The sequence below is a fragment of the Halorussus caseinilyticus genome, from assembly GCF_029338395.1.
Lineage (GTDB): Archaea > Halobacteriota > Halobacteria > Halobacteriales > Haladaptataceae > Halorussus > Halorussus caseinilyticus.
Map to the genome: position 1 here is coordinate 460,444 of NZ_CP119809.1, position 17,702 is coordinate 478,145.

The following is a 17,702-nucleotide window of genomic DNA, read 5'->3' on the forward strand; positions in this document are numbered from 1 at the left end:
ACTGGCCGAACGTAATCGAAGCGACACGCTGGCGACGCCGACCGAAACGGGACGGAAACCTGCGAGAAGTCGGCTACTGCCGACGCCAATCAGACCGCACAGCACTGCGACGGCCTCACGCCACCCAACCGACTCCCTCGCTCGCGCCTTCGGCGCTCGTTCGGTCGTCCACCGTCACGTCGCTTCGTTTGTGACGAGCCGTCGGTCGCTCCGTTCCCGACGACCTCGCGCGCCGTCTCGGAACTGAAAATATATCTCTAAAATAGAAATATGCGGCTTTGAGAAACAGAAATATTTCTCTCACCCGTCGAACTTCTCGTGAGTGACCACGTAGTGGTCGCCCTCGCGTCGGTAGTCGGCCACCGTGTACAACTGCAACTGGCGTTCCTGCTTGGTCTTGACTTGGAAGTCGTAGTTCTCGGACTCGTAACCGAGTTGCTGACCCGCGGCGAACTCCCGGTGGGCGTCGAGTCGCTGGCGGTTCTTCTCCTCGGCGAACGCGCCGACTTCCGCGAGTCGGTCGTCGAACACCTCGCGGAACTCCGTGCTGAGTTCGTACCCCACCGAGTTTCGCCCGGCGACCATCGCCGCCAGCGTCGTGGTGCCGGTGCCCCAGAAGGGGTCTAACACCGTGTCGCCGTACACCGAATACATGTTGACGAGTCGGTACGGCACCTCGAAGGGGAACGCCGCCGACCGGGTTCGAAGGTCGTCGTGGTCGAGTTTTTGGCCCTCGCCCTGCACGTCGGTCCAGAGGTCCGAGAACCAGTCGTTTCGCTCCTCCCAGAAGTACGCCGCCTCGTAGCGTCGCTCCGCGCCGGTCTCGAACGACCGCGACTCGCCGCCGTTGCGAAAGAGGAGGACGTACTCGTGTTCGAGGGTCGCGTAGGCGTTGGGCGGCACCATCCCCGAACCCATGAACTTAGTGAGTCGATTGACAGGTTTGCGCCACAACACGTCGGGTAGGAGGTCGAACCCTCGCTGTCGGAGTCGGGTGATGAGTTCGGCGTGGTTCGGGTAGAGTTGGAACCCGTCGCCGACGCTCCGGGTGGCGTCGCCGACGTTGACGGCGGCCACGCCGCCCTCCACGAGGACCCGCGATAGTTCGTCCCACACGGGGTCGAGTGCGGCGTGCATCGCCTCGAACGCGGCCTCGCCGTCGCCGTCGGCCAGCAGGTCTTCGACCTCGGGGTCTAACTCCGCGAACAGGTCGTCCCACATCTCTATCATGGGGTACGGCGGTGAGGTGACGACGAGTTCGACGGAGTCGTCACCGAGCGAAGCCATGTCGCGTGCGTCGCCGACGTGAATCCGATGTTCGGTCTCCATCCGCTCTGTAACCCCGTCTCTGGGGTGACAAAACTCTCTTTCGGTTTTGAACAATCAGTAACTTTCCACGACGCGCAAAACGAGCGAGCGCGGGTCTCGTGCCGGACTCAGGCCATCGCCGGGGCTTCCTCGGCCTCCAGCAGTTCGTGGTAGCGGTTGCGAATCGTGACCTCGCTGATGTCGGCGACTTCGCTGACTTCGGCCTGCGTGGTCTTCTCGTTGGTCAGAAGCGCGGCGGCGTAGACGGCGGCGGCCGCGAGACCCACCGGCGACTTCCCGCTGTGGACGCCCTTCTCCTTGGCGGTCTGGAGGAGTTCGCGGGCGCGGTGTTCGGCCTCGTCCGAGAGGTCCAGACCCGAGGCGAACCGCGGGACGTAGCTCTCGGGGTCGGCGGGCTTGACCTCCAGATTCAACTCACGGACCACGTAGCGGTAGGTCCGGGCGACTTCGCTCTTCTCGACTCGACTCACGTCAGCGATTTCGTCCAAACTGCGCGGGACGCCCGCCTGCCGCGCGGCGGCGTAGACGCAGGCCGTCGAGACGCCCTCGATGGACCGACCCGGCAGGAGGTCCTCGTCGAGCGCCCGCCGGTAGATGACCGAAGCGGTCTCTCGGACGTTGTTCGGCAGACCGAGCGCGGAGGCCATGCGGTCGATTTCGCCGAGCGCCTGCTTGAGATTGCGCTCTTTGGAGTCCCGCGTGCGGAACCGCTCGTTCCACTTGCGCAGGCGTTGCATCTTCTCGCGCTGGCGCGACCCCAACGAGTTACCGTAGGCGTCCTTGTTTCGCCAGTCGATGTTGGTCGAGAGACCCTTGTCGTGCATCGTGTTCGTCGTCGGCGCGCCGACGCGGGACTTCTCGTTTTTCTCTTTCGAGTCGAACGCGCGCCACTCGGGGCCGCGGTCCACTTGGTCCTCGTCCACGACCAGACCGCACTCCTCGCAGACGGTCTCGCCGTGTTCGGTGTCGGAGATGAGATTGCCGCCGCACTCGGGACAGGCGGTGGACTGCTCGGATTCTTGTTCGACTTCTTCCTCTTCGGTTCGCTTGACTCGCGTGGTTACATCTGACATGTTGACTCCTCGTTGACGGAGATGGCGTGGGCTACCGGGCAGGGAAAACCTGGAAAACCCCGGACTCAGTTCCTTGACCTTGCGTTGTTCCGAAAGGTATTTAGTATTTTCGGAACTCATTCCTGCGGGCCTCGTGAACGGGTGTCATACCCCCTCGAAACGCCGGTCTAGCTCACCGGCGGCAAAATTTCGCAGACCCTTATGGTAGGTCGAATCGGCCGGGCGGTCGATTTAACCGACGGGGCTTCTAACTCCCGGTCGATGGTAGCCCACACCGAGCGAGTCGTCTCGTTGGCCCCAAGCGCGACCGCAACCTTGCGGAGACTCGACGCGACCGACCGTCTCGTCGGCGTGACCTACCACTGCGAGGCGGACGCTCCGCCGGTCGGCGGGTGGCTCAACCCCGACTACGAGGCGGTCGCCGACTGCGACCCGGACCTCGTTCTGACCGCCGACGACTTGCAGGCCGACATCGCGGCCGACCTGCGAGAGCGCGGTTACGAGGTGTTCCACGCCGCTCCGACGACCTTAGACGAGGTGGTCGCGTCGTTCTCCGACCTCGGTGCCGCGTTGGGACTCCCCGACGAGGGCGCGGCGCTCGCTCGGTGCGCCGAGGACCGACTCGACCGCGTTCGGCGTCTCACGCCCGGTGCCGACGCCGACCGACCGGTCGTCTACTGCGAGGAGTGGTCGGACCCGCCGATGGCCGCGGGCAACTGGGTGCCCGAAGCGGTCGCAGTCGCGGGCGGGCGCTACCCCTTCGCGGCCCCCGGCGAACGCTCGCGGGAGGTCTCGGCCACGGAAGTCGAAACCGCCGACCCCGACCACGTGGTCGTCCACGTCTGCGGCCACGGGTCTTGCGCCGACCCCGACGCGGTTCTCGACCGGGGGTGGGACGTTCCGGCGCTCGCCCGCGAGAACGTCCACGTCCTCGACGACTCGCTTCTGAACCAACCGAGTCCCCGACTCGTGGAGGGCGTCGAGACGCTCGCCCGGACGTTCCACCCCGACGCCTTCGACTCGTAACCGACAGGACGCACCCGGCCAACCAACCGCCGGGGTGGGATAAAGGGGCCGCCCGCTCGCGTTTACCGTGGTCGTCTCTGCGGGCACTATTCGAGCGAGCGAAGCGAGCGAGAATATCCCGCAGAGCGGCCGTCTGCGGAGCGAAGCGACGCAGGCCTCGGAAGTCGCACGCCCGCGCAACGTAGTGAGCAGGACCGTCTTCCGGCGGCGACCGGGCGGGGGCTTTCTGGGCCTTCGTCACGGCGATTCCCACGGACGCGATGACTGTACGAAGCGAAGCTTTTCGAGGACTCCACCCGACGAGAACCGACCGAGAGAGCGCAACCCCCAAGTCGGCCGGACGACTCCACACGGCCATGCGAGTCGGCGTCGGCAGTACCAACCCGGTGAAACGAGACGCGACCGAAGCGGCGTTTGCGGCCGTCGCGGACGCCTCAGCCACGAAGTCCTCGGCCGAATCAGTCGCGGACGCGGCGGTCGAACCGGTTGCGGTCGAATCGGGCGTGAGCGAACAACCCTTCGGCGAGCGCGAGACTCTCGAAGGCGCGCAGAACCGCGCCCGGAACGTCCTCGCGGCGGGCGACTACGACCTCGGAATCGGCTTGGAGGGCGGGGTCGCCCAAGTCGAGGGCGCAGAGGGTCTCTTCCTCGTGATGTGGGCGGCGGCCACCGACGGCGAGCGAGTCGGCCGCGGCGCTGGCCCTCGCCTGCGACTCCCCGAGACCATCGCGTCCCGAGTCCGGGACGGCGAGGAGCTAGGACCCGTGATGGACGACGTGTTGGGGACGGAGAACGTCGCCGAGAAACGGGGCGCGGCGGGCGCGCTGACCGGCCACGCCATCGACCGGGAGGGGGCGCTCCGACAGGCAGTCGCCGGGGCAATCGGTCCCTTCGTGACGGAGTTGTACGAGTAACGCCGAATCCGAAACCGGTCAGTCGTCGGTCGCCGGGTCCGCCGCGGTCCGGGCGTCCTTGCTCTCTTCGACGGCAGTCGTCAGTGAGACGTTCAACACGAACATCGAGGCCACGCCGCCGACAAGCGTGACGACGTTCTTCACGGCGTGATCGAGGATGGCCGCGCCGAGCGCGATGGCGGGCGATAGCGGCGTCAGTGCGACCACGAGCAGGGTGAACGCGCCCTCGTAGAGACCGACGCCGCCGGGCGACAGCGGCAGGACCTTGGCGAGGTTGCCCACGCTGACCGCGAAGAAACACACCGCCACGAGCATCGGGAGCGAGAGCGAGACGTTCGGGAAGGCGACCAGCACGAGCATCGCCGTCACCACGTCGAGCGACCAGATGGCGAGACTGCTCGTGCCGACCGTGGCGAACGCGCTCCGATTGCCCGCGACGGTCTGCACGTCGCCGGTGAATCGCTCGATGACGCCAGCCACGTAGTCGGCGTACGAGTCGTTACTGAGTTTGGAGACGGCCCCGCGGACGAGGTTGCGGTCCGACCGCGCGCTGGCGACGATGACCGCGACCGCGAGGATGGCGGCGAGACCGACGCCGCCCGCGACGTACACCGCAGTCTGGCCGCTACTCCCGACGCCGCCGTCGGTGGGACCCGACCCCAGTAGCGTCGATTCGAGTCCGCCCGTCGTGCCGGTCACCGCGAGTCCGACGAGAACCACGCCCGCGAGCATCGTGATTGTCAAGAGGTCGAAAACGCGCTCGACCGCTAACGAGGCGAACCCGGTCGGATACGGAATCGACCGCCGGGCCTTCACAACGTAGGCGCGCACCGCGTCGCCCGCGCGGGCCGGGAAGACGAGGTTGCCCGTCTGACTCACGAAGATTGCTCCCGTCAGGAAGCCCGCGTCCTCGGTGTAGCCGAGTTCTTCGAGGATGTCCTTGTACCGGGTTCCGCGGAGGGGCCACGACAGTACGTAGACCAGCGCGGCGAGACCCACCAGCATGGGGTCGGCACGGCTCATCTGTTCGAGGACTTCGCCCATCGGGAGGTACTTCCCCATCAGGAGGACGGCGACTATCGTCAGGATGATACCGGCCGTGATAGAGACGCGCTTGGTGATGCGGGGTTGGACGCTGAACTCCCACCAACACCGCATGATTTGGCTCCCCATCCCGAACACGTCCCGAACGATGTCCACTTTCGAGTCGCCTTTCGGGGTCCAGTCCACCGCGAACTCCTTGATGTCGTAGCCCCGCCGCTGTGCGCGCACGAGAACCTCGGTGTCCCAGAACCAGTGTTCGTCCTCCACGTCGTCGAGTACGTCGAACAGCGCGGTCCGGTCGAACGCCTTGAACCCGCACTGGTGGTCGCGCATCTCGGACCCGAGGAAGGTTCTGGTCAGACCGTTGAAGCCCCTGCTGGCTACGTCGCGTTTCGCTGGCCGGTCTGCCTCGTCGCCGGGCATCCAGCGCGACCCAGTGGCGAAGTCGTACTCGCCCGACCGGACGCTCTCGACCAGTTCCTCGAGGTGGCGCATGTCGGTGGCGAGGTCCGTGTCGAAGTAGACCAGCGTCTCGCCGTCGGCCGCCTCGAACGCGTGATTCAGCGCCCCTCCTCGACCCAACCGCTCGTCGCTGTGGTAGTGGCGGACCCGCTCGTCTTCGGCGGCCATCCGGTCGGCGATTTCGGGCGTGCGGTCCTCACACCCGTCCTCGGCGACGATGACCTCGAAGGTTCCGTCGGGGAGAAACTCGTCTAGCGTTGCGAGCGTCGTCTCCACCGTGTTCTCGATGGTCGCCTCCTCGTTGTAAGCGGGGAGGACGACGCTCACCTCGACTGCACGACCGCTCATTATCCAAGAGAGTCTTTCCGCCCGCCTAAGTACCTTCTGCTCCGTTCCAGCGACGTGGCGACTTAGGCTCTGCCTTGGAAACCCGTTCACGCGAGTTCACCGGAGAAACAGTCTCGTGAAACCGAATTTTGGCTCGTTACGTCCCGTAATCAGACGTTACCTGCCGGATAAGTCGCCGCAACTCTCCCGAAATCGTCGCTATCGAGAGCGCGGCGCGAACGGGCCGACCGGTCGGAGCGTTTCGAGCGCAACGTCGGATTAACCAGCCGTACCAACAGACCCCTCGGGGGTGGTTTAGTTCAACCGGAAAGAGGATGAAATCGCAAGACTGCGGCGTGTTAACTCCACGTACCAAATCCACTAAGGCGGTTTCCGTCTAAGCGTGAAGTACGTCATGAGCACGACCGCAACTGCTGGCACGACCACCCTCACCGACAAACAACAGCGCATCCTCCAGTTCCTCCGCGAGAAGGGACAGATGAAGACCTACTTCAAGTCGCGTCTCATCGGCGAGGAACTCGGCATGACCGCCAAGGAAGTCGGTGCGAACATGACCGCTATCGCCGAAGGCGAGTTCGACGTTGACGTGGAGAAGTGGGGTTACTCCTCGTCCACGACGTGGAAAGTCACGACCTAATCCGGGCGCGATTCGCCGAGGTGGCACTGCTGGCACGTGTCTCGGGAGGGGGTTCCCGCCTGTCGCCGTCGTCGTCCGCCACCGTCCCCGCTTTCCACTAGTCGGTCGCTCGTTCAGATTCTCGCCGGGTAGTTCGTTACGCCACTTTGCGCTACCGTCTGCGAACGTACGACACTACGACAGACACGCGGTTCTCAAAAAAATCAGTCAGTGAGAGTGCTTTACTCGTCAACGAAGCAAATGCACGGGATGAAGTCGCCTTCACCGTACTGTTCTTCGGTAAGGTCCGAAAGTTCCATGAGTGTCACCTCCATTTCGCCCTATAGTTGTCTGTACTAATAAATTTTACTGGACGAGATATAATTAAAAATATAAGGGTTTGGGATTGAGCGTCTGCGCTCGGTGACTCGGACGGCCGGAACGCGCTGGTAGCGCGTTCCGGCCGGTTGCTGTAGCGAAGAGCGGTTCGAGCGTGTGTGACAATACGAACCAACCCTAGACAAGGAAAATCATTGCTAAGGGAATTAAAAATAACCCTCACCGGTCGAAATCGCGCCACGACACTTCGGGCGACCACCCCAATCGCTGGCGGGCCTTCCGCGTCCCGACGAGACTCTCGCGGTCCTCGAACGAGTCCCGAATTTCGGCGTCGTAGAGCGCGGCCAGTTCCGAACTCGGCGCGTCCACGGTGGTGTCGCTGGCGGCACCGAAAAACACCTCGTGGCCCGCGAAGTCGGCTTCCAGCGCTCGGACGGCGAGGGCCGCCGCGTCGTCGAGCGAGAGATACGCGAACAGGGTCTTTCGCGCCTTCTCGAAGAATCCCGCCGACCGCACGCCGGACGGCGTGCGGTCGGCGTCGGCGAAGACGGTTCGGAGTTCCGCCTCGTCCGCGACGAGCGGAAACCGGAGCGAAGCCACGGTTGTCGGCGCGCCCGCGCGCCGACCGAACCCGTCGGCGACGACTTCGGCGACTTGCTTGCCGAGACCGTAGGGGTTCGAGGGCGTCAGCGGGTGGTTCTCGTCCACCGGGAGGTAGCGCACGTCCACGTCGTCTTCGAATCCCGCGCCCATCGCCGAGAGGCTAGACGCGAGTACCACCGTGTCGATGTCGAGGGCTTGGGCGGCCTCCAGTACGTGGTAGGGCGTCTGGGCGTTGCTCCGGAAGGTGACGTGGCCGGGGGTCCGGTCGGGGCGAGGAATCGTCCCGAAGTGGGCCACGGCGTCGGGGTCGGCGCGGGCCAGCGACCCGTACACCTCACCGGGGTCGAGTAGGTCGGTCCGGAGGTACCCGTCGGCGATTTGCTCCCGGCGCGCTCCTCTGCTCAGGTTGACGGTTCGATAGCCGCGCTCGCGGAGTTCCGCGAGCAGAGCAGTGCCTAGCTCGCCGTTTCCGCCGGTGACTGCGACAGTGTCCATGAAAAAGACGAATCGCGGGCGACCGAAAAGCTACGGGTCGAACGAGATGAAACCGTCGGCTTGTGCGGCGAACGTCGCGGCGCTCTCGCCGAACGAGTCGGCGTACCGGACGAGCAAGGTGATGACGGTCTCGGGTTCCCGGACCGCGTAGCCGTCCTCGCGGTCCAGCAGGCCCGCCTCTTCGAGGCCAGCGGCGTACTTGCTTACGGTCGGTCTCGACACGTCTAGGGCCTCCGCGAGGTCACTGCCGGTGGCGTCGGGGTCGCGCAGTAACTCGATGAGCATCCCGCGGGGCGTGTCCCTGCGGAGGTAGCCCAGCGCGACTTGCTCGAACGGGGAGAACTGCTCGGCCGGGTAGAATCGACGGTAATCTCCGTCGCGGCGGCTTTCGACCACCTTCGCTTCGAGTAACTGTCGGAGGTGGTGCTGTGCTTCCCCGGTTCCCAGTTTGAGGTCGTCGCGGATTTTCGAGAAGTGCGCGCCCGGCGTGGTAGCGACGTAGCCCGCGATGGCGTCTCGGGCCTCGCTCTCGCCGCCGTCGTCGCCGCCGAACTTGGCGAGCGGAGTCGCGGCCCCCAAGACCGCGAACCGGCGGAGGGTAGCCCGCTTATTTTCATCCACTTCGGAGCGCTCAACCATCTACAAGCAAAGGGTCGTGACCGAGGATTAAAACACCTTCGGCTTGCGAGTCGGTCGCATGGGTGAGAAGTCAGCGCCGGGTCCCAGAGGGTCTCTCGCGCCGGTCAGGGGACGGACGGCGAGTCGTCGTCTCGGTCGTCGGTCACGATTCTCGTCAGGACGCCGCCACAGCGACGGCAGTCCTCGGCCCAGTCGTCGTGACCCACGCCGCAGTGGGCGCACTCGTAGATACTCTCGGCGTCGGGACCGGAGAGCGCGTCTTCGACCGCTCTCCGAAAGTCACCCATCTGCGGCCTCCCGCCGGTCGGGATTCGGGTGTCGGTCGAGTCTCGCGTGTCGGCCGGAATTCGGGTCGGCACTCGACTCCGTGTTGCTACTCGTCGGGTTCGGTTCCTCGATTGCGTTCTCGCGTGCCATAGTACGTCGGCGCGGCGGTCACGTCGGACTCGCCGCACTACTCGTCGCCACTCCCGACGCCGAGTAATATCTTTTTAAAAATACGTCGATATATCGGTTTCAGAGTGAATATTCTGCGGGAAAGAAGCCAATTTGGTCCCGATTCACTTCTCTAGCTCGGCGTCCATCTCGGCTTCAACGTCTTCGACACCGGGGGCATCCTCGTCCATCTCTTCGATTACCTCGTCGGCGCTCTTGATGTTGGCGGGGTCTTCGCCCTCCTTGATGGCCTGTGCCTCTTTTTCCATCGCTTCCACGTCCATCTCGGCTTCCTCGTCTATCTGACCCAGAATCTCCTCGATGTTGTCGAGACCGATGAGTTCGCGGGTCTCCTCGTCGAAGTCGAGGCTGTCGAGTTCGCCGTTGTCTTCTTTCACGTCGCTCCCGGTGAGGTGCTTGCCGTAGCGCCCGACCAACGAGGAGAGTTCCTGCGGGAGGACGAACGTCGTGGACTCGCCCTGCCCGATGGATTCGAGCGTCTCCATCCCCTTGTCGATGACCGCGCGTTCGCCCATCGACTCGGCGGATTTGGCGCGCAGGACGGTCGAAACCGCGTCACCTTGGGCTTCCAGAATCTGGCTCTGCTTCTCGCCCTGCGCTCGGATGATGTTCGACTGCTTGTCACCTTCGGCGGTCTCGATGGCGCTCCGGCGCTCGCCCTGCGCTTCCAGAATCATGGCGCGGCGCTTGCGCTCCGCGGAGGTCTGTTGCTCCATCGCCTGCTGGACATCCTTGCTCGGGTTGACCTCGCGGACTTCGACGCTCTCGACGCGGATTCCCCACTCGTCGGTGGGTTCGTCCAGCTCGCGGCGGATTTTCGCGTTTATCTCTTGGCGCTTGTTGAGCGTGTCGTCTAGTTCCATGTCGCCCAGCACCGCACGGAGGGTGGTCTGGGCGAGGTTCGAGACGGCGCGCTTGTAGTCCTCGACTTCGAGGAACGCCTTCTTCGCGTCCATCACCTTGATGTAGACCACGGCGTCGGCCGTCACCGGCGAGTTGTCGCGGGTGATGGCCTCTTGGCGGGGCACGTCCAAGGTCTGGGTCCGCATGTCGAAGCGGTGAGTCGCGCTGACGAACGGCGGTACGAAGTTGATACCGGGTTCGAGGAGTTTCCGGTACTCGCCGAACACCGTCAGCGCGCGCTTCTCGGTCGCGTCCACGATTTCGACCGACTGCCAGATGGTGATGACTGCCAACGCGAGAATCAGCAGAGCGACTACGGTGAAGCCACCCACCGGGGCGGCCTGTAGTGGAACCAACATAGTGTGAGTGTTAGCAAGAACGAATGTTAAGCGTTCCCCTCACCGTCGCCCGGACGACGTAATTTTATCAGGCTCCTTCGGTGTCGGTCTCCCGTTCGCTCTCGGGGTCGGCGTCCACGCGCTGTCGGCCCTTCCGTAGTTCGCGGTCGATGGGGTCCTCGATGGCCTCCAACGCTTCGACGGTGACGACGTTGCCGCCGCCGGGGTCCACGACCATGACCTCCGTCCCCTCCGGAATCTCGTCGCGGACGCTCCGCGCGGCGTAGTAGGGGTTGAAACCGCCCTCGTGGAGTTTGATTTGGCCATCGTGGGGCGAGACCCGTTCGGTGACGCGGCCGGTCTGTCCTTTCAGCGAGTCGGAGTCGCGCGTGCGCGCGACGCCTTTCCCGCCGTAGAGGTCCAACTCGCGGTAGGCGTACAGCGACGCCGCGCCGAACCCGAGGACCAGCGCCGCCAACACGAGCGGCGAGGCGGCCGGTCCCAGCGCGAGTCCGACGAGTCCCGCGAGTGCGAGCGCGACGCCGAGGACGATGAAGTGCGCGCCCGGAATCAGCGCCTCGGCTATCGCCAACCCGATGCCCGCGACGAGGAGCAACAGCGGGAGCGAGTCCAACAGCGGTGCCATGTCTACGTCTTGGAATCCCGACCGGTTAACGTTTTGCAGTCGGGGCGGGGTTCCCGACCGATTCGGACACCCCAACGGCGAGTGACGCGCTGAGACTTTGAGACAGAAAAATACGTCCTAAAGAAATCTAAAGCATTGCCAAAGAAATAATTTTATTTCCCTCGGCGCGAGAGGACCCGACGCTCCCCGGACCGCGGCGACCCGAGCAAGGAGTCCGCGAACGACTATCCGGCCAGCAGGACGATTCGAGCGAAGACGAACAGCATCGTACCGACGCCGAGAGCAACGAAGAAGGCGTTCTCGGCCGTCGGCGACCCCGGTTCCAGCGGGTCCGGTTCTCGGGGTTCGTAGCCGTCTTCGCCAACTTCGTCGGTGTCGTACTTCCAGTCCGACATGGCCGTGGGTACGTACCCCACCGGCAAAAGGATTGGCTACGGAGACTCCGGCGCGTTCACGTCGATTCGCTGTGGACTACTACCGTCAGTGACCGAGGGAGTCGGGACCGTGAACGCCCAGAAAGCCCCCGCCCGGTCGCCGCCGGAAGACGGTCCTGCTCACTACGTTGCGCGGGCGTGCGACTTCCGAGGCCTGCGTCGCTTCGCTCCGCAGACGGCCGCTCTGCGGGATATTCTCGCTCGCTTCGCTCGCTCGAATAGTGCCCGCAGAGACGACCACGGTAAACGCGAGCGGGCGGCCCCTTTATCCCACCCCGTGGACTGGTTCACCGAGCGTTACTGGTGGTCGGTTCACCGAGCGCACGCTCCCCCGGTCGTCGCACCGAAAGCCGACGAAAGACGCTCAGAGGTCCGATTACGGCCGTTCGGCGTGGGTCACGTCGCCCTCGTAGACCACGCCGCGCTCGGCGTCTAGGGTCACTTCGTCGCCGTCCCGGATGGTCGGGTCGAGGGGTGCGCCGCTGACCATCGGGATGTCGAGTTCTCGCGCGACCATCGCGGGGTAGCCAGTCATCCCCGGCCGTGCGTCCACGATGCCGACGAGTTTCTCGGGGTCGCCCGTGAACTCGCCGTCGAAGTCTGGTTCGATAGCCAGAATCGACCCGTGGGGCACGTCCGAGAGGTCGCCGTCCGCGGTCCGGACGACCGACCCCGCGACTCGACCCCGGACGACGCTTCGGCCGGTCGCAATCGTCTCGGCCGCGACGTGGACCTTGAGCATGTTGGTCGTGCTGGTGCCGTCGAGTTCCGACATCATCCCCGAGACCACGACCACGGTGTCGCCGCTGTCGGCCACGCCCGCGTCGAGTGCCGCCTGCACCGAGTCGTCGATGATGGTGTCGATGGTCTCGGCGACGCGGGTGTACTGGGCGTTGACGCCCCACGACAGCGCGAGCTGGCGGCGCACCTCGTCGTTGGGCGTGGTGGCGACGACCGGCACCTGCGGGCGGAACTTCGAGATTTTGAGTGCGGTGTAGCCGGATTCGGAGGCCGCGACGATGGCCGACGCGCCGATGTCCCGCGCGAGGTAGCGCGCCGACCGCGCGAGCGCGTCCGTCCGGGCGTCCTCTGCCGCGGGCACGCGCTGTTCCCGAATCTCGTCGTACTCGCCGCTCTCCTCGACTTCGCGGACGATGCGGTCCATCGTCTCCACGACCCGTACCGGGTCGTCGCCGATTGCGGTCTCGCCCGACAGCATCACGGCGTCGGTGCCGTCCAGCACCGCGTTCGCCACGTCGGACGCCTCCGCGCGCGTGGGCCTGCGAGCGTGGACCATCGAATCTAGCATCTCGGTCGCGGTGATGACCGGGACGCCAGCGTTCTGGCAGGTGTGGATGATGCGCTTTTGAATCATCGGTACGTCTTCGAGCGGACACTCGACGCCGAGGTCCCCGCGCGCGACCATCACGCCGTAGGCCGCGCCCACGATTTCCTCCAGATTGTCCACCGCGCCGCGGCGCTCGATTTTGGCGACGATGGGAATGTCCGCGCCCAACTCCTCCAGCACTTGGTTGACCGCCAGCACGTCGTCGGCGCTCCGGACGAAACTCGCGGCCACGAAGTCGGCGTCCTTCTCGGCGGCGAGTTCGAGGTCCCGGCGGTCCTTCTCGGTCACTACGTCCAAGTCGAGGTCCACGCCCGGAACGTTGACGCCCTTCCGACTGCTCAGGTCGCCCCCCGAATCGACGTGGGCGACGACCACGCCCTCGCCGTCCGACCCGTCTTCGACTTCCTCGACGGTGGTCTCGATGCGGCCGTCGTCCAACAGCACTTTGTCGCCCGGTTCGACGTTGGTGATGGAGTAGCTCAGACCGACTTCCTCGGGCGTGGCGGTGTCGCCTCTCACGAACCGGACGGTCGAACCCGTTTCGAGGTGAACTGGTTCGTCGGTCTCGGCGGTCCGAATCTCCGGGCCTTGCAGGTCTACCATCACCGCGAGGGGGTCGGAAGTCGTCTCGTCTACTTCTCGAACGTGGTCGATGAGTTCGGCGCGGTCCTCCCGAGTCCCGTGACTCGCGTTGAGTCGAGCGACTGTCATCCCCGCGTCGGCCAACTCCCGGATGGTGCGCCGGGAGTCGGAGGCGGGTCCCAGCGTACAGACGATTTTGGCGTTTCTCATGGGTCCGGGTAAGTGCGACCGGGCCAAAAACCCCAGTGAATGCACTTCAGGATTCACTCGGTTCCGAGTTGTCCCCTCGACGACCGGAAGTTCCACTAGCCACAACCCCTTATTGCATCGCTCTCCAAAGAGATAGATATGCCAGAGTACGCCTCCCTCGTTGACGTGCGCACGGACTTCCAGAACGCGCAGGAACTCACGTCGGTGTGGGGCGACATCCGGTCGGACCTCGAGAGCCAGAACGCCGACCTGAAACACACCTACGCTATCCTCGGCGAGTACGACTTCCTCGTCATCATGGAGGCCCCCGACCGCGACGCGGCGTATCAGGCCGGAGTCGCACTAGAGCGCCACGGGTTAGACGCCCAGACGATGGAGATTATCCCGACCGAAGAACTCGCGCAGGTCGTAGACGACCATTGAATCGGTTCCACGAGAAAAAAGACGGTCCGGATTCCGGGCGGCGCGGCGGATTTAGATGTCGTGCGAGACGGTGACGGAGTACCCGTCGGTGGCACTCGCGCTGATGGCGTAGATGGTGCCGTCGAGGTAGTAACTGTCGGTGTCGCTGAAGCCGAGGGTGCCGTCGCAGGTGTCGTCGCTCACGCTGTCGGTGGATTCGAGGTTGCTGTAGTCGTCTCGCATGTCTTGGCTCGCCTTGACCCAGTAGGTGGAGTCTCCGCCACCTTCGATGTCGAGTCGGCCGCCGAGGTTGATGCCGTTGGGGTTAGCGACCTCTAGCCACACGTCGCCGCGGAGGATGGCGGCCGTCACCTGTCCGGTGAAGGTGTACTCGTCGCGGTCGCCGTCGCTGAGGTCGCCGCTGATTCGGGACTTGCTGGAACCGCTATCGACTTCATCACCGCTTTCGAGGGTACTGCTGACGCCCGACGCGCCCGTGTCGTTGACGTAGACCGTGTAGCTACCGCTTCCGCCGTTGCTTTCCAGAATGAGTTTCTGGTCGGCCGCGGCCGCGGTACCGGCGCTGGCGAGGACGCCACCGCCGACGGTCGTCGTAAGCGCTGCCTTCTTCAGAAATGCTCGTCGGTTGGAGGTTTCTCGGGTCATGGGGACTGCATTCGGGAAAATAAGTGTGAACTACTTAACCTATTATATTTCTAACTAGTAGTGGAACGTATCTCATCCCTCGAAGTGCGTAATCTCAATAAACTAGTTAAAATTCTATAATTTAGTATTTGAACTTTGCGCGGGTCGGCGACCCTCGCGCTCGACTTTTATTGTCCCGCGCGTCGAACCCGAACCGGGATTCAGATGGGGGACAACCAGTTCGTCCGTTCGCTCGACACGCTCGGTTCCGACGACCTGCCGCAGGTCGGCGGCAAGAGCGCCAATCTGGGGGAACTCACCCGACTCGACGTGCCGGTTCTGCCGGGGTTCACGACGACTGCCGACGGGTACGACCACTACCTCGACGCCGCGGACCTACGCGATGACCTCCGGGACGCCCTCGCGGGTCTCGACCCCGACGACGTGTCGGACTTGCAGGACCGGGGAAGACGGGTCCGAAACATGGTCGCGTCCGCCGAGATGCCCGACGACCTCCGCCGGTCGATAGTCGAGGCCTACCGGCGACTCGGCGACGAGGCGGGCGAGGCGAACCCGCGGGTCGCGGTCCGGAGTTCCGCCACGGCCGAGGACCTGCCGACCGCCTCGTTCGCGGGCCAACAGGAGACGTTCCTGAACGTGACGGGCGAAGACGAACTCGTGGACGCGGTGAAACGCTGTTACGCCTCGCTGTTCACCGACCGGGCCATCACTTACCGCGAGGACCGGGACTTCGACCACTTCGACGTGAAACTCGCCTGCCCGGTCCAGTCGATGGGTCGCCCCGACGCCGACCGGGGTTGCTCGGGCGTCGCGTTCACCATCGACCCGGACACCGGGTTCGAGAACGTCGTGGTCGTGGAGGCGGCCTACGGACTCGGCGAACTCCTCGTGCAGGGCGAGGTCACGCCCGACCGGTACACGGTGTTCAAACCGACGAACGGAATCCTCGAACGCGAACGCGGCGAGAAGGCCGTCCGGATGGTGTGGCGCGGCGACGAGAACGCCGTCGAGGACGTGCCCGAACCCGACCGCAAGCGGTACGCGCTGGACGACGACCGAATCCGGGAACTCGCAACCTATTGCGGACGCATCGAGGACCACTTCGACCGCCCGATGGACGTGGAGTGGTTGTTAGACGGCGAACGCGACGAACTATACGTGGTGCAGGCCCGCCCCGAGACGGTCCACGCCAGCGCACCCGAACGCGCCGTCAGGACCTACGAGTTGACCGGCGACGCCGACCCGAGCGTCGCCGTCGCGGAGGGGGTCGCGGTCGGCAACCAAGTCGGCACCGGCCGGGTCCGGATTCTGACCCACCTCTCGGAGATGGACCGGTTCGAGGCGGGCGACGTTCTCGTCACTGACTCGACCGACCCCGACTGGGAACCCGTGATGCGGAAGGCGGCGGCCATCGTCACCGAACGCGGCGGCAAGACCTCTCACGCCGCCATCGTCTCGCGGGAACTCGGGATTCCGGCCATCGTGGGGGCCGAGCGCGCGACCAAGGCACTCCGCGACGGCGACCCGGTGACGGTGGACTGCACCGAAGCGAAGGGGCGAGTCTACGAGGGGGAACTCGACTACGAGGTCCACGAGGAGCGACTGGACGAGATTCCCGACACCGAGGCGGACGTGATGCTCGTGTTGGGCGACCCCGAACGCGCGTTCTCGCTCGCCCGACTCCCGGTGGACGGCGTGGGTCTCGCCCGCGAGGAGTTCATCGTTACGTCGGCAATCGGCGACCACCCGCTGTACGCCATCGAACGGGGTCAAGCCGACCGATTCGTCGAGGGCCTGCGGACCGGGGTCGCCAAAATCGCGGCGGCGTTCTACCCGGACCCGGTGGTCGTCCGTCTCAGCGACTTCAAGACCGACGAGTACCGCAACCTCCGGGGCGGGACACGCTACGAACCCGAGGAAGCGAACCCGATGCTCGGGTGGCGTGGGGCCTCGCGCTACTACGACCCCGACTTTCGGGCGGCCTTCGAGTTGGAGTGTGAGGCCCTCCGACAGGTCCGCGAGGACGTTGGTCTGGACAACCTCGTGCTGTTGGTTCCGTTCTGCCGGACGCCCGACGAGGGCCGGAAGGTGCTGGACCTGTTGGCCGAGTTCGGTCTCGACACCGACGCCATCGACGTGTACGCGATGGCGGAACTTCCGTCGAACGTCGTCCGGGCCGACGACTTCGCCGACGTGTTCGACGGCTTTTCGGTCGGGTCGAACGACCTGACCCAACTCGTCCTCGGCATCGACCGCAACTCGGCGAAACTCGCGGACCTGTTCCGCGAGGACGACTCGGCCGTCAAGCGGTCGATTCGGTCGCTGGTCGAGTCGGCTCACGCCCACGACCCGCGCCGCCCGGTGGGAATCTGCGGCGACGCGCCTTCGACGGTGGAGGGGTACGTGGAATTCCTGCTGGACGCCGGACTCGACTCCATCTCGGTGACGCCCGACGTTGCCCTAGAGACCATCGTCCGCGTCGCGCAACTGGAGACCGAGCCATCCGACGGAGGGAACGGAGAACGCGACGGAGGGAACGCATAAGGCGGGACGGCGTGAGGGCATAACTCACGCGATAACGGCTATCCCGCCAGACCACGGCGGAGTCGGGTCCGACCCGGTACCGGTCACGCCGTCGCTGACCCGTCCGTTCCGCCGCAGTCGGAGCAATTCAGTTGGCGGTAAAATTATTTTCGAATGTCAGTTGTGGCCCGTCGACTGCCCACGGTGGGCCTGCGTCTCGTCGCCGAGACGCCTTCGAACGGTATTTCGATTGCTATCCATAGGAATATATTTCTAAAGTAATTATTTTCCGTTTCTAAAGCACGT

General features: G+C 64.8%; 17 protein-coding genes. 5 read left to right on the forward strand and 12 right to left on the reverse strand.

Annotation, left to right across the window (positions count from 1 at the left end):
- Nucleotides 1-300: 300 nt before the first annotated feature.
- Entirely contained in the window at nucleotides 301-1,329 is a 1,029-nt protein-coding gene (locus tag P2T60_RS02295; protein WP_276280942.1) for a DNA-methyltransferase, read from the reverse strand.
- 107 nt (nucleotides 1,330-1,436) lie between these two features.
- Nucleotides 1,437-2,402 carry a transcription initiation factor IIB gene (locus tag P2T60_RS02300; RefSeq protein WP_276280943.1) on the reverse strand — a complete coding sequence of 322 codons (966 nt, stop codon included), beginning with the start codon at nucleotides 2,400-2,402 and terminating at the stop codon, nucleotides 1,437-1,439.
- 261 nt (nucleotides 2,403-2,663) lie between these two features.
- Here P2T60_RS02300 and P2T60_RS02305 point away from each other — a divergent pair, with 261 nt between their 5' ends.
- Together P2T60_RS02305 and yjjX are read left to right on the forward strand one after the other, a co-directional pair.
- Nucleotides 2,664-3,428, forward strand: coding sequence for a cobalamin-binding protein (locus P2T60_RS02305; RefSeq protein ID WP_276280944.1), 765 nt, complete (start codon nucleotides 2,664-2,666; stop codon nucleotides 3,426-3,428).
- Nucleotides 3,429-3,784: 356 nt separating this feature from the next.
- The gene (gene yjjX / locus P2T60_RS02310) at nucleotides 3,785-4,342 is read left to right on the forward strand and encodes an inosine/xanthosine triphosphatase (RefSeq protein ID WP_276280945.1); all 558 of its coding nucleotides are present in this window, start codon (nucleotides 3,785-3,787) and stop codon (nucleotides 4,340-4,342) included.
- A gap of 18 nt (nucleotides 4,343-4,360) precedes the next feature.
- Here yjjX and P2T60_RS02315 read toward each other — a convergent pair whose 3' ends face one another.
- Nucleotides 4,361-6,196: a flippase-like domain-containing protein gene (locus P2T60_RS02315; protein ID WP_276280946.1), complete on the reverse strand. Its 1,836-nt coding sequence runs from the start codon at nucleotides 6,194-6,196 to the stop codon at nucleotides 4,361-4,363.
- Nucleotides 6,197-6,590: 394 nt separating this feature from the next.
- Between P2T60_RS02315 and P2T60_RS02320 the strand changes: the two genes are divergently transcribed.
- On the forward strand, nucleotides 6,591-6,833 hold the full coding sequence (locus P2T60_RS02320) for a DUF7123 family protein (RefSeq protein WP_276280947.1): 243 nt from the start codon (nucleotides 6,591-6,593) through the stop codon (nucleotides 6,831-6,833).
- A 537-nt stretch (nucleotides 6,834-7,370) separates the two neighbouring features.
- Here the strand turns inward: P2T60_RS02320 and P2T60_RS02325 are convergent.
- From P2T60_RS02325 to pyk, 8 genes are all read right to left on the reverse strand, one after another.
- Complete coding sequence (locus P2T60_RS02325) at nucleotides 7,371-8,249, reverse strand: NAD-dependent epimerase/dehydratase family protein (protein WP_276280948.1); 879 nt, start codon at nucleotides 8,247-8,249, stop codon at nucleotides 7,371-7,373.
- 30 nt (nucleotides 8,250-8,279) lie between these two features.
- Nucleotides 8,280-8,888 (reverse strand): winged helix-turn-helix transcriptional regulator, encoded by a 609-nt coding sequence (locus tag P2T60_RS02330; RefSeq protein WP_276280949.1) that lies wholly within the window; start codon nucleotides 8,886-8,888, stop codon nucleotides 8,280-8,282.
- A 104-nt stretch (nucleotides 8,889-8,992) separates the two neighbouring features.
- Nucleotides 8,993-9,175 (reverse strand): hypothetical protein, encoded by a 183-nt coding sequence (locus P2T60_RS02335; RefSeq protein WP_276280950.1) that lies wholly within the window; start codon nucleotides 9,173-9,175, stop codon nucleotides 8,993-8,995.
- Complete coding sequence (locus P2T60_RS02340) at nucleotides 9,168-9,305, reverse strand: hypothetical protein (RefSeq protein WP_276280951.1); 138 nt, start codon at nucleotides 9,303-9,305, stop codon at nucleotides 9,168-9,170. The genes P2T60_RS02335 and P2T60_RS02340 overlap by 8 nt, the downstream gene beginning before the upstream one ends.
- 143 nt (nucleotides 9,306-9,448) lie before the next feature.
- Nucleotides 9,449-10,606, reverse strand: a complete 1,158-nt coding sequence (locus tag P2T60_RS02345) for an SPFH domain-containing protein (RefSeq protein ID WP_276280952.1) — start codon at nucleotides 10,604-10,606, stop codon at nucleotides 9,449-9,451.
- 67 nt (nucleotides 10,607-10,673) lie between these two features.
- Nucleotides 10,674-11,231 carry an NfeD family protein gene (locus P2T60_RS02350; protein WP_276280953.1) on the reverse strand — a complete coding sequence of 186 codons (558 nt, stop codon included), beginning with the start codon at nucleotides 11,229-11,231 and terminating at the stop codon, nucleotides 10,674-10,676.
- A gap of 224 nt (nucleotides 11,232-11,455) precedes the next feature.
- Complete coding sequence (locus P2T60_RS02355; protein WP_276280954.1) at nucleotides 11,456-11,626, reverse strand: DUF7312 domain-containing protein; 171 nt, start codon at nucleotides 11,624-11,626, stop codon at nucleotides 11,456-11,458.
- 415 nt (nucleotides 11,627-12,041) lie between these two features.
- A complete protein-coding gene (gene pyk / locus P2T60_RS02360; RefSeq protein ID WP_276280955.1) occupies nucleotides 12,042-13,805 on the reverse strand; it encodes a pyruvate kinase in 1,764 nt (587 codons plus the stop codon).
- A 138-nt stretch (nucleotides 13,806-13,943) separates the two neighbouring features.
- Here pyk and P2T60_RS02365 point away from each other — a divergent pair, with 138 nt between their 5' ends.
- Nucleotides 13,944-14,228, forward strand: coding sequence for a GYD domain-containing protein (locus tag P2T60_RS02365; RefSeq protein ID WP_276280956.1), 285 nt, complete (start codon nucleotides 13,944-13,946; stop codon nucleotides 14,226-14,228).
- 51 nt (nucleotides 14,229-14,279) lie between these two features.
- Here P2T60_RS02365 and P2T60_RS02370 read toward each other — a convergent pair whose 3' ends face one another.
- Nucleotides 14,280-14,873 carry a hypothetical protein gene (locus tag P2T60_RS02370; protein ID WP_276280957.1) on the reverse strand — a complete coding sequence of 198 codons (594 nt, stop codon included), beginning with the start codon at nucleotides 14,871-14,873 and terminating at the stop codon, nucleotides 14,280-14,282.
- Nucleotides 14,874-15,077: 204 nt separating this feature from the next.
- Between P2T60_RS02370 and ppsA the strand changes: the two genes are divergently transcribed.
- On the forward strand, nucleotides 15,078-17,417 hold the full coding sequence (gene ppsA / locus P2T60_RS02375; protein WP_276280958.1) for a pyruvate, water dikinase: 2,340 nt from the start codon (nucleotides 15,078-15,080) through the stop codon (nucleotides 17,415-17,417).
- The last annotated feature ends 285 nt before the right edge of the window (nucleotides 17,418-17,702 follow it).

Coding starts and splice junctions, on each gene's coding strand:
- P2T60_RS02345 (WP_276280952.1), bottom strand. CDS start 10,606: ATGTTGGTTCCACTACAGGCCGCCCCGGTGGGTGGCTTCACCGTAGTC.
- P2T60_RS02340 (WP_276280951.1), bottom strand. CDS start 9,305: ATGGCACGCGAGAACGCAATCGAGGAACCGAACCCGACGAGTAGCAAC.
- P2T60_RS02325 (WP_276280948.1), bottom strand. CDS start 8,249: ATGGACACTGTCGCAGTCACCGGCGGAAACGGCGAGCTAGGCACTGCT.
- P2T60_RS02350 (WP_276280953.1), bottom strand. CDS start 11,231: ATGGCACCGCTGTTGGACTCGCTCCCGCTGTTGCTCCTCGTCGCGGGC.
- yjjX (WP_276280945.1), top strand. CDS start 3,785: ATGCGAGTCGGCGTCGGCAGTACCAACCCGGTGAAACGAGACGCGACC.
- P2T60_RS02305 (WP_276280944.1), top strand. CDS start 2,664: ATGGTAGCCCACACCGAGCGAGTCGTCTCGTTGGCCCCAAGCGCGACC.
- P2T60_RS02355 (WP_276280954.1), bottom strand. CDS start 11,626: ATGTCGGACTGGAAGTACGACACCGACGAAGTTGGCGAAGACGGCTAC.
- P2T60_RS02320 (WP_276280947.1), top strand. CDS start 6,591: ATGAGCACGACCGCAACTGCTGGCACGACCACCCTCACCGACAAACAA.
- P2T60_RS02315 (WP_276280946.1), bottom strand. CDS start 6,196: ATGAGCGGTCGTGCAGTCGAGGTGAGCGTCGTCCTCCCCGCTTACAAC.
- P2T60_RS02295 (WP_276280942.1), bottom strand. CDS start 1,329: ATGGAGACCGAACATCGGATTCACGTCGGCGACGCACGCGACATGGCT.
- P2T60_RS02330 (WP_276280949.1), bottom strand. CDS start 8,888: ATGGTTGAGCGCTCCGAAGTGGATGAAAATAAGCGGGCTACCCTCCGC.
- P2T60_RS02365 (WP_276280956.1), top strand. CDS start 13,944: ATGCCAGAGTACGCCTCCCTCGTTGACGTGCGCACGGACTTCCAGAAC.
- pyk (WP_276280955.1), bottom strand. CDS start 13,805: ATGAGAAACGCCAAAATCGTCTGTACGCTGGGACCCGCCTCCGACTCC.
- P2T60_RS02335 (WP_276280950.1), bottom strand. CDS start 9,175: ATGGGTGACTTTCGGAGAGCGGTCGAAGACGCGCTCTCCGGTCCCGAC.
- P2T60_RS02370 (WP_276280957.1), bottom strand. CDS start 14,873: ATGACCCGAGAAACCTCCAACCGACGAGCATTTCTGAAGAAGGCAGCG.
- P2T60_RS02300 (WP_276280943.1), bottom strand. CDS start 2,402: ATGTCAGATGTAACCACGCGAGTCAAGCGAACCGAAGAGGAAGAAGTC.
- ppsA (WP_276280958.1), top strand. CDS start 15,078: ATGGGGGACAACCAGTTCGTCCGTTCGCTCGACACGCTCGGTTCCGAC.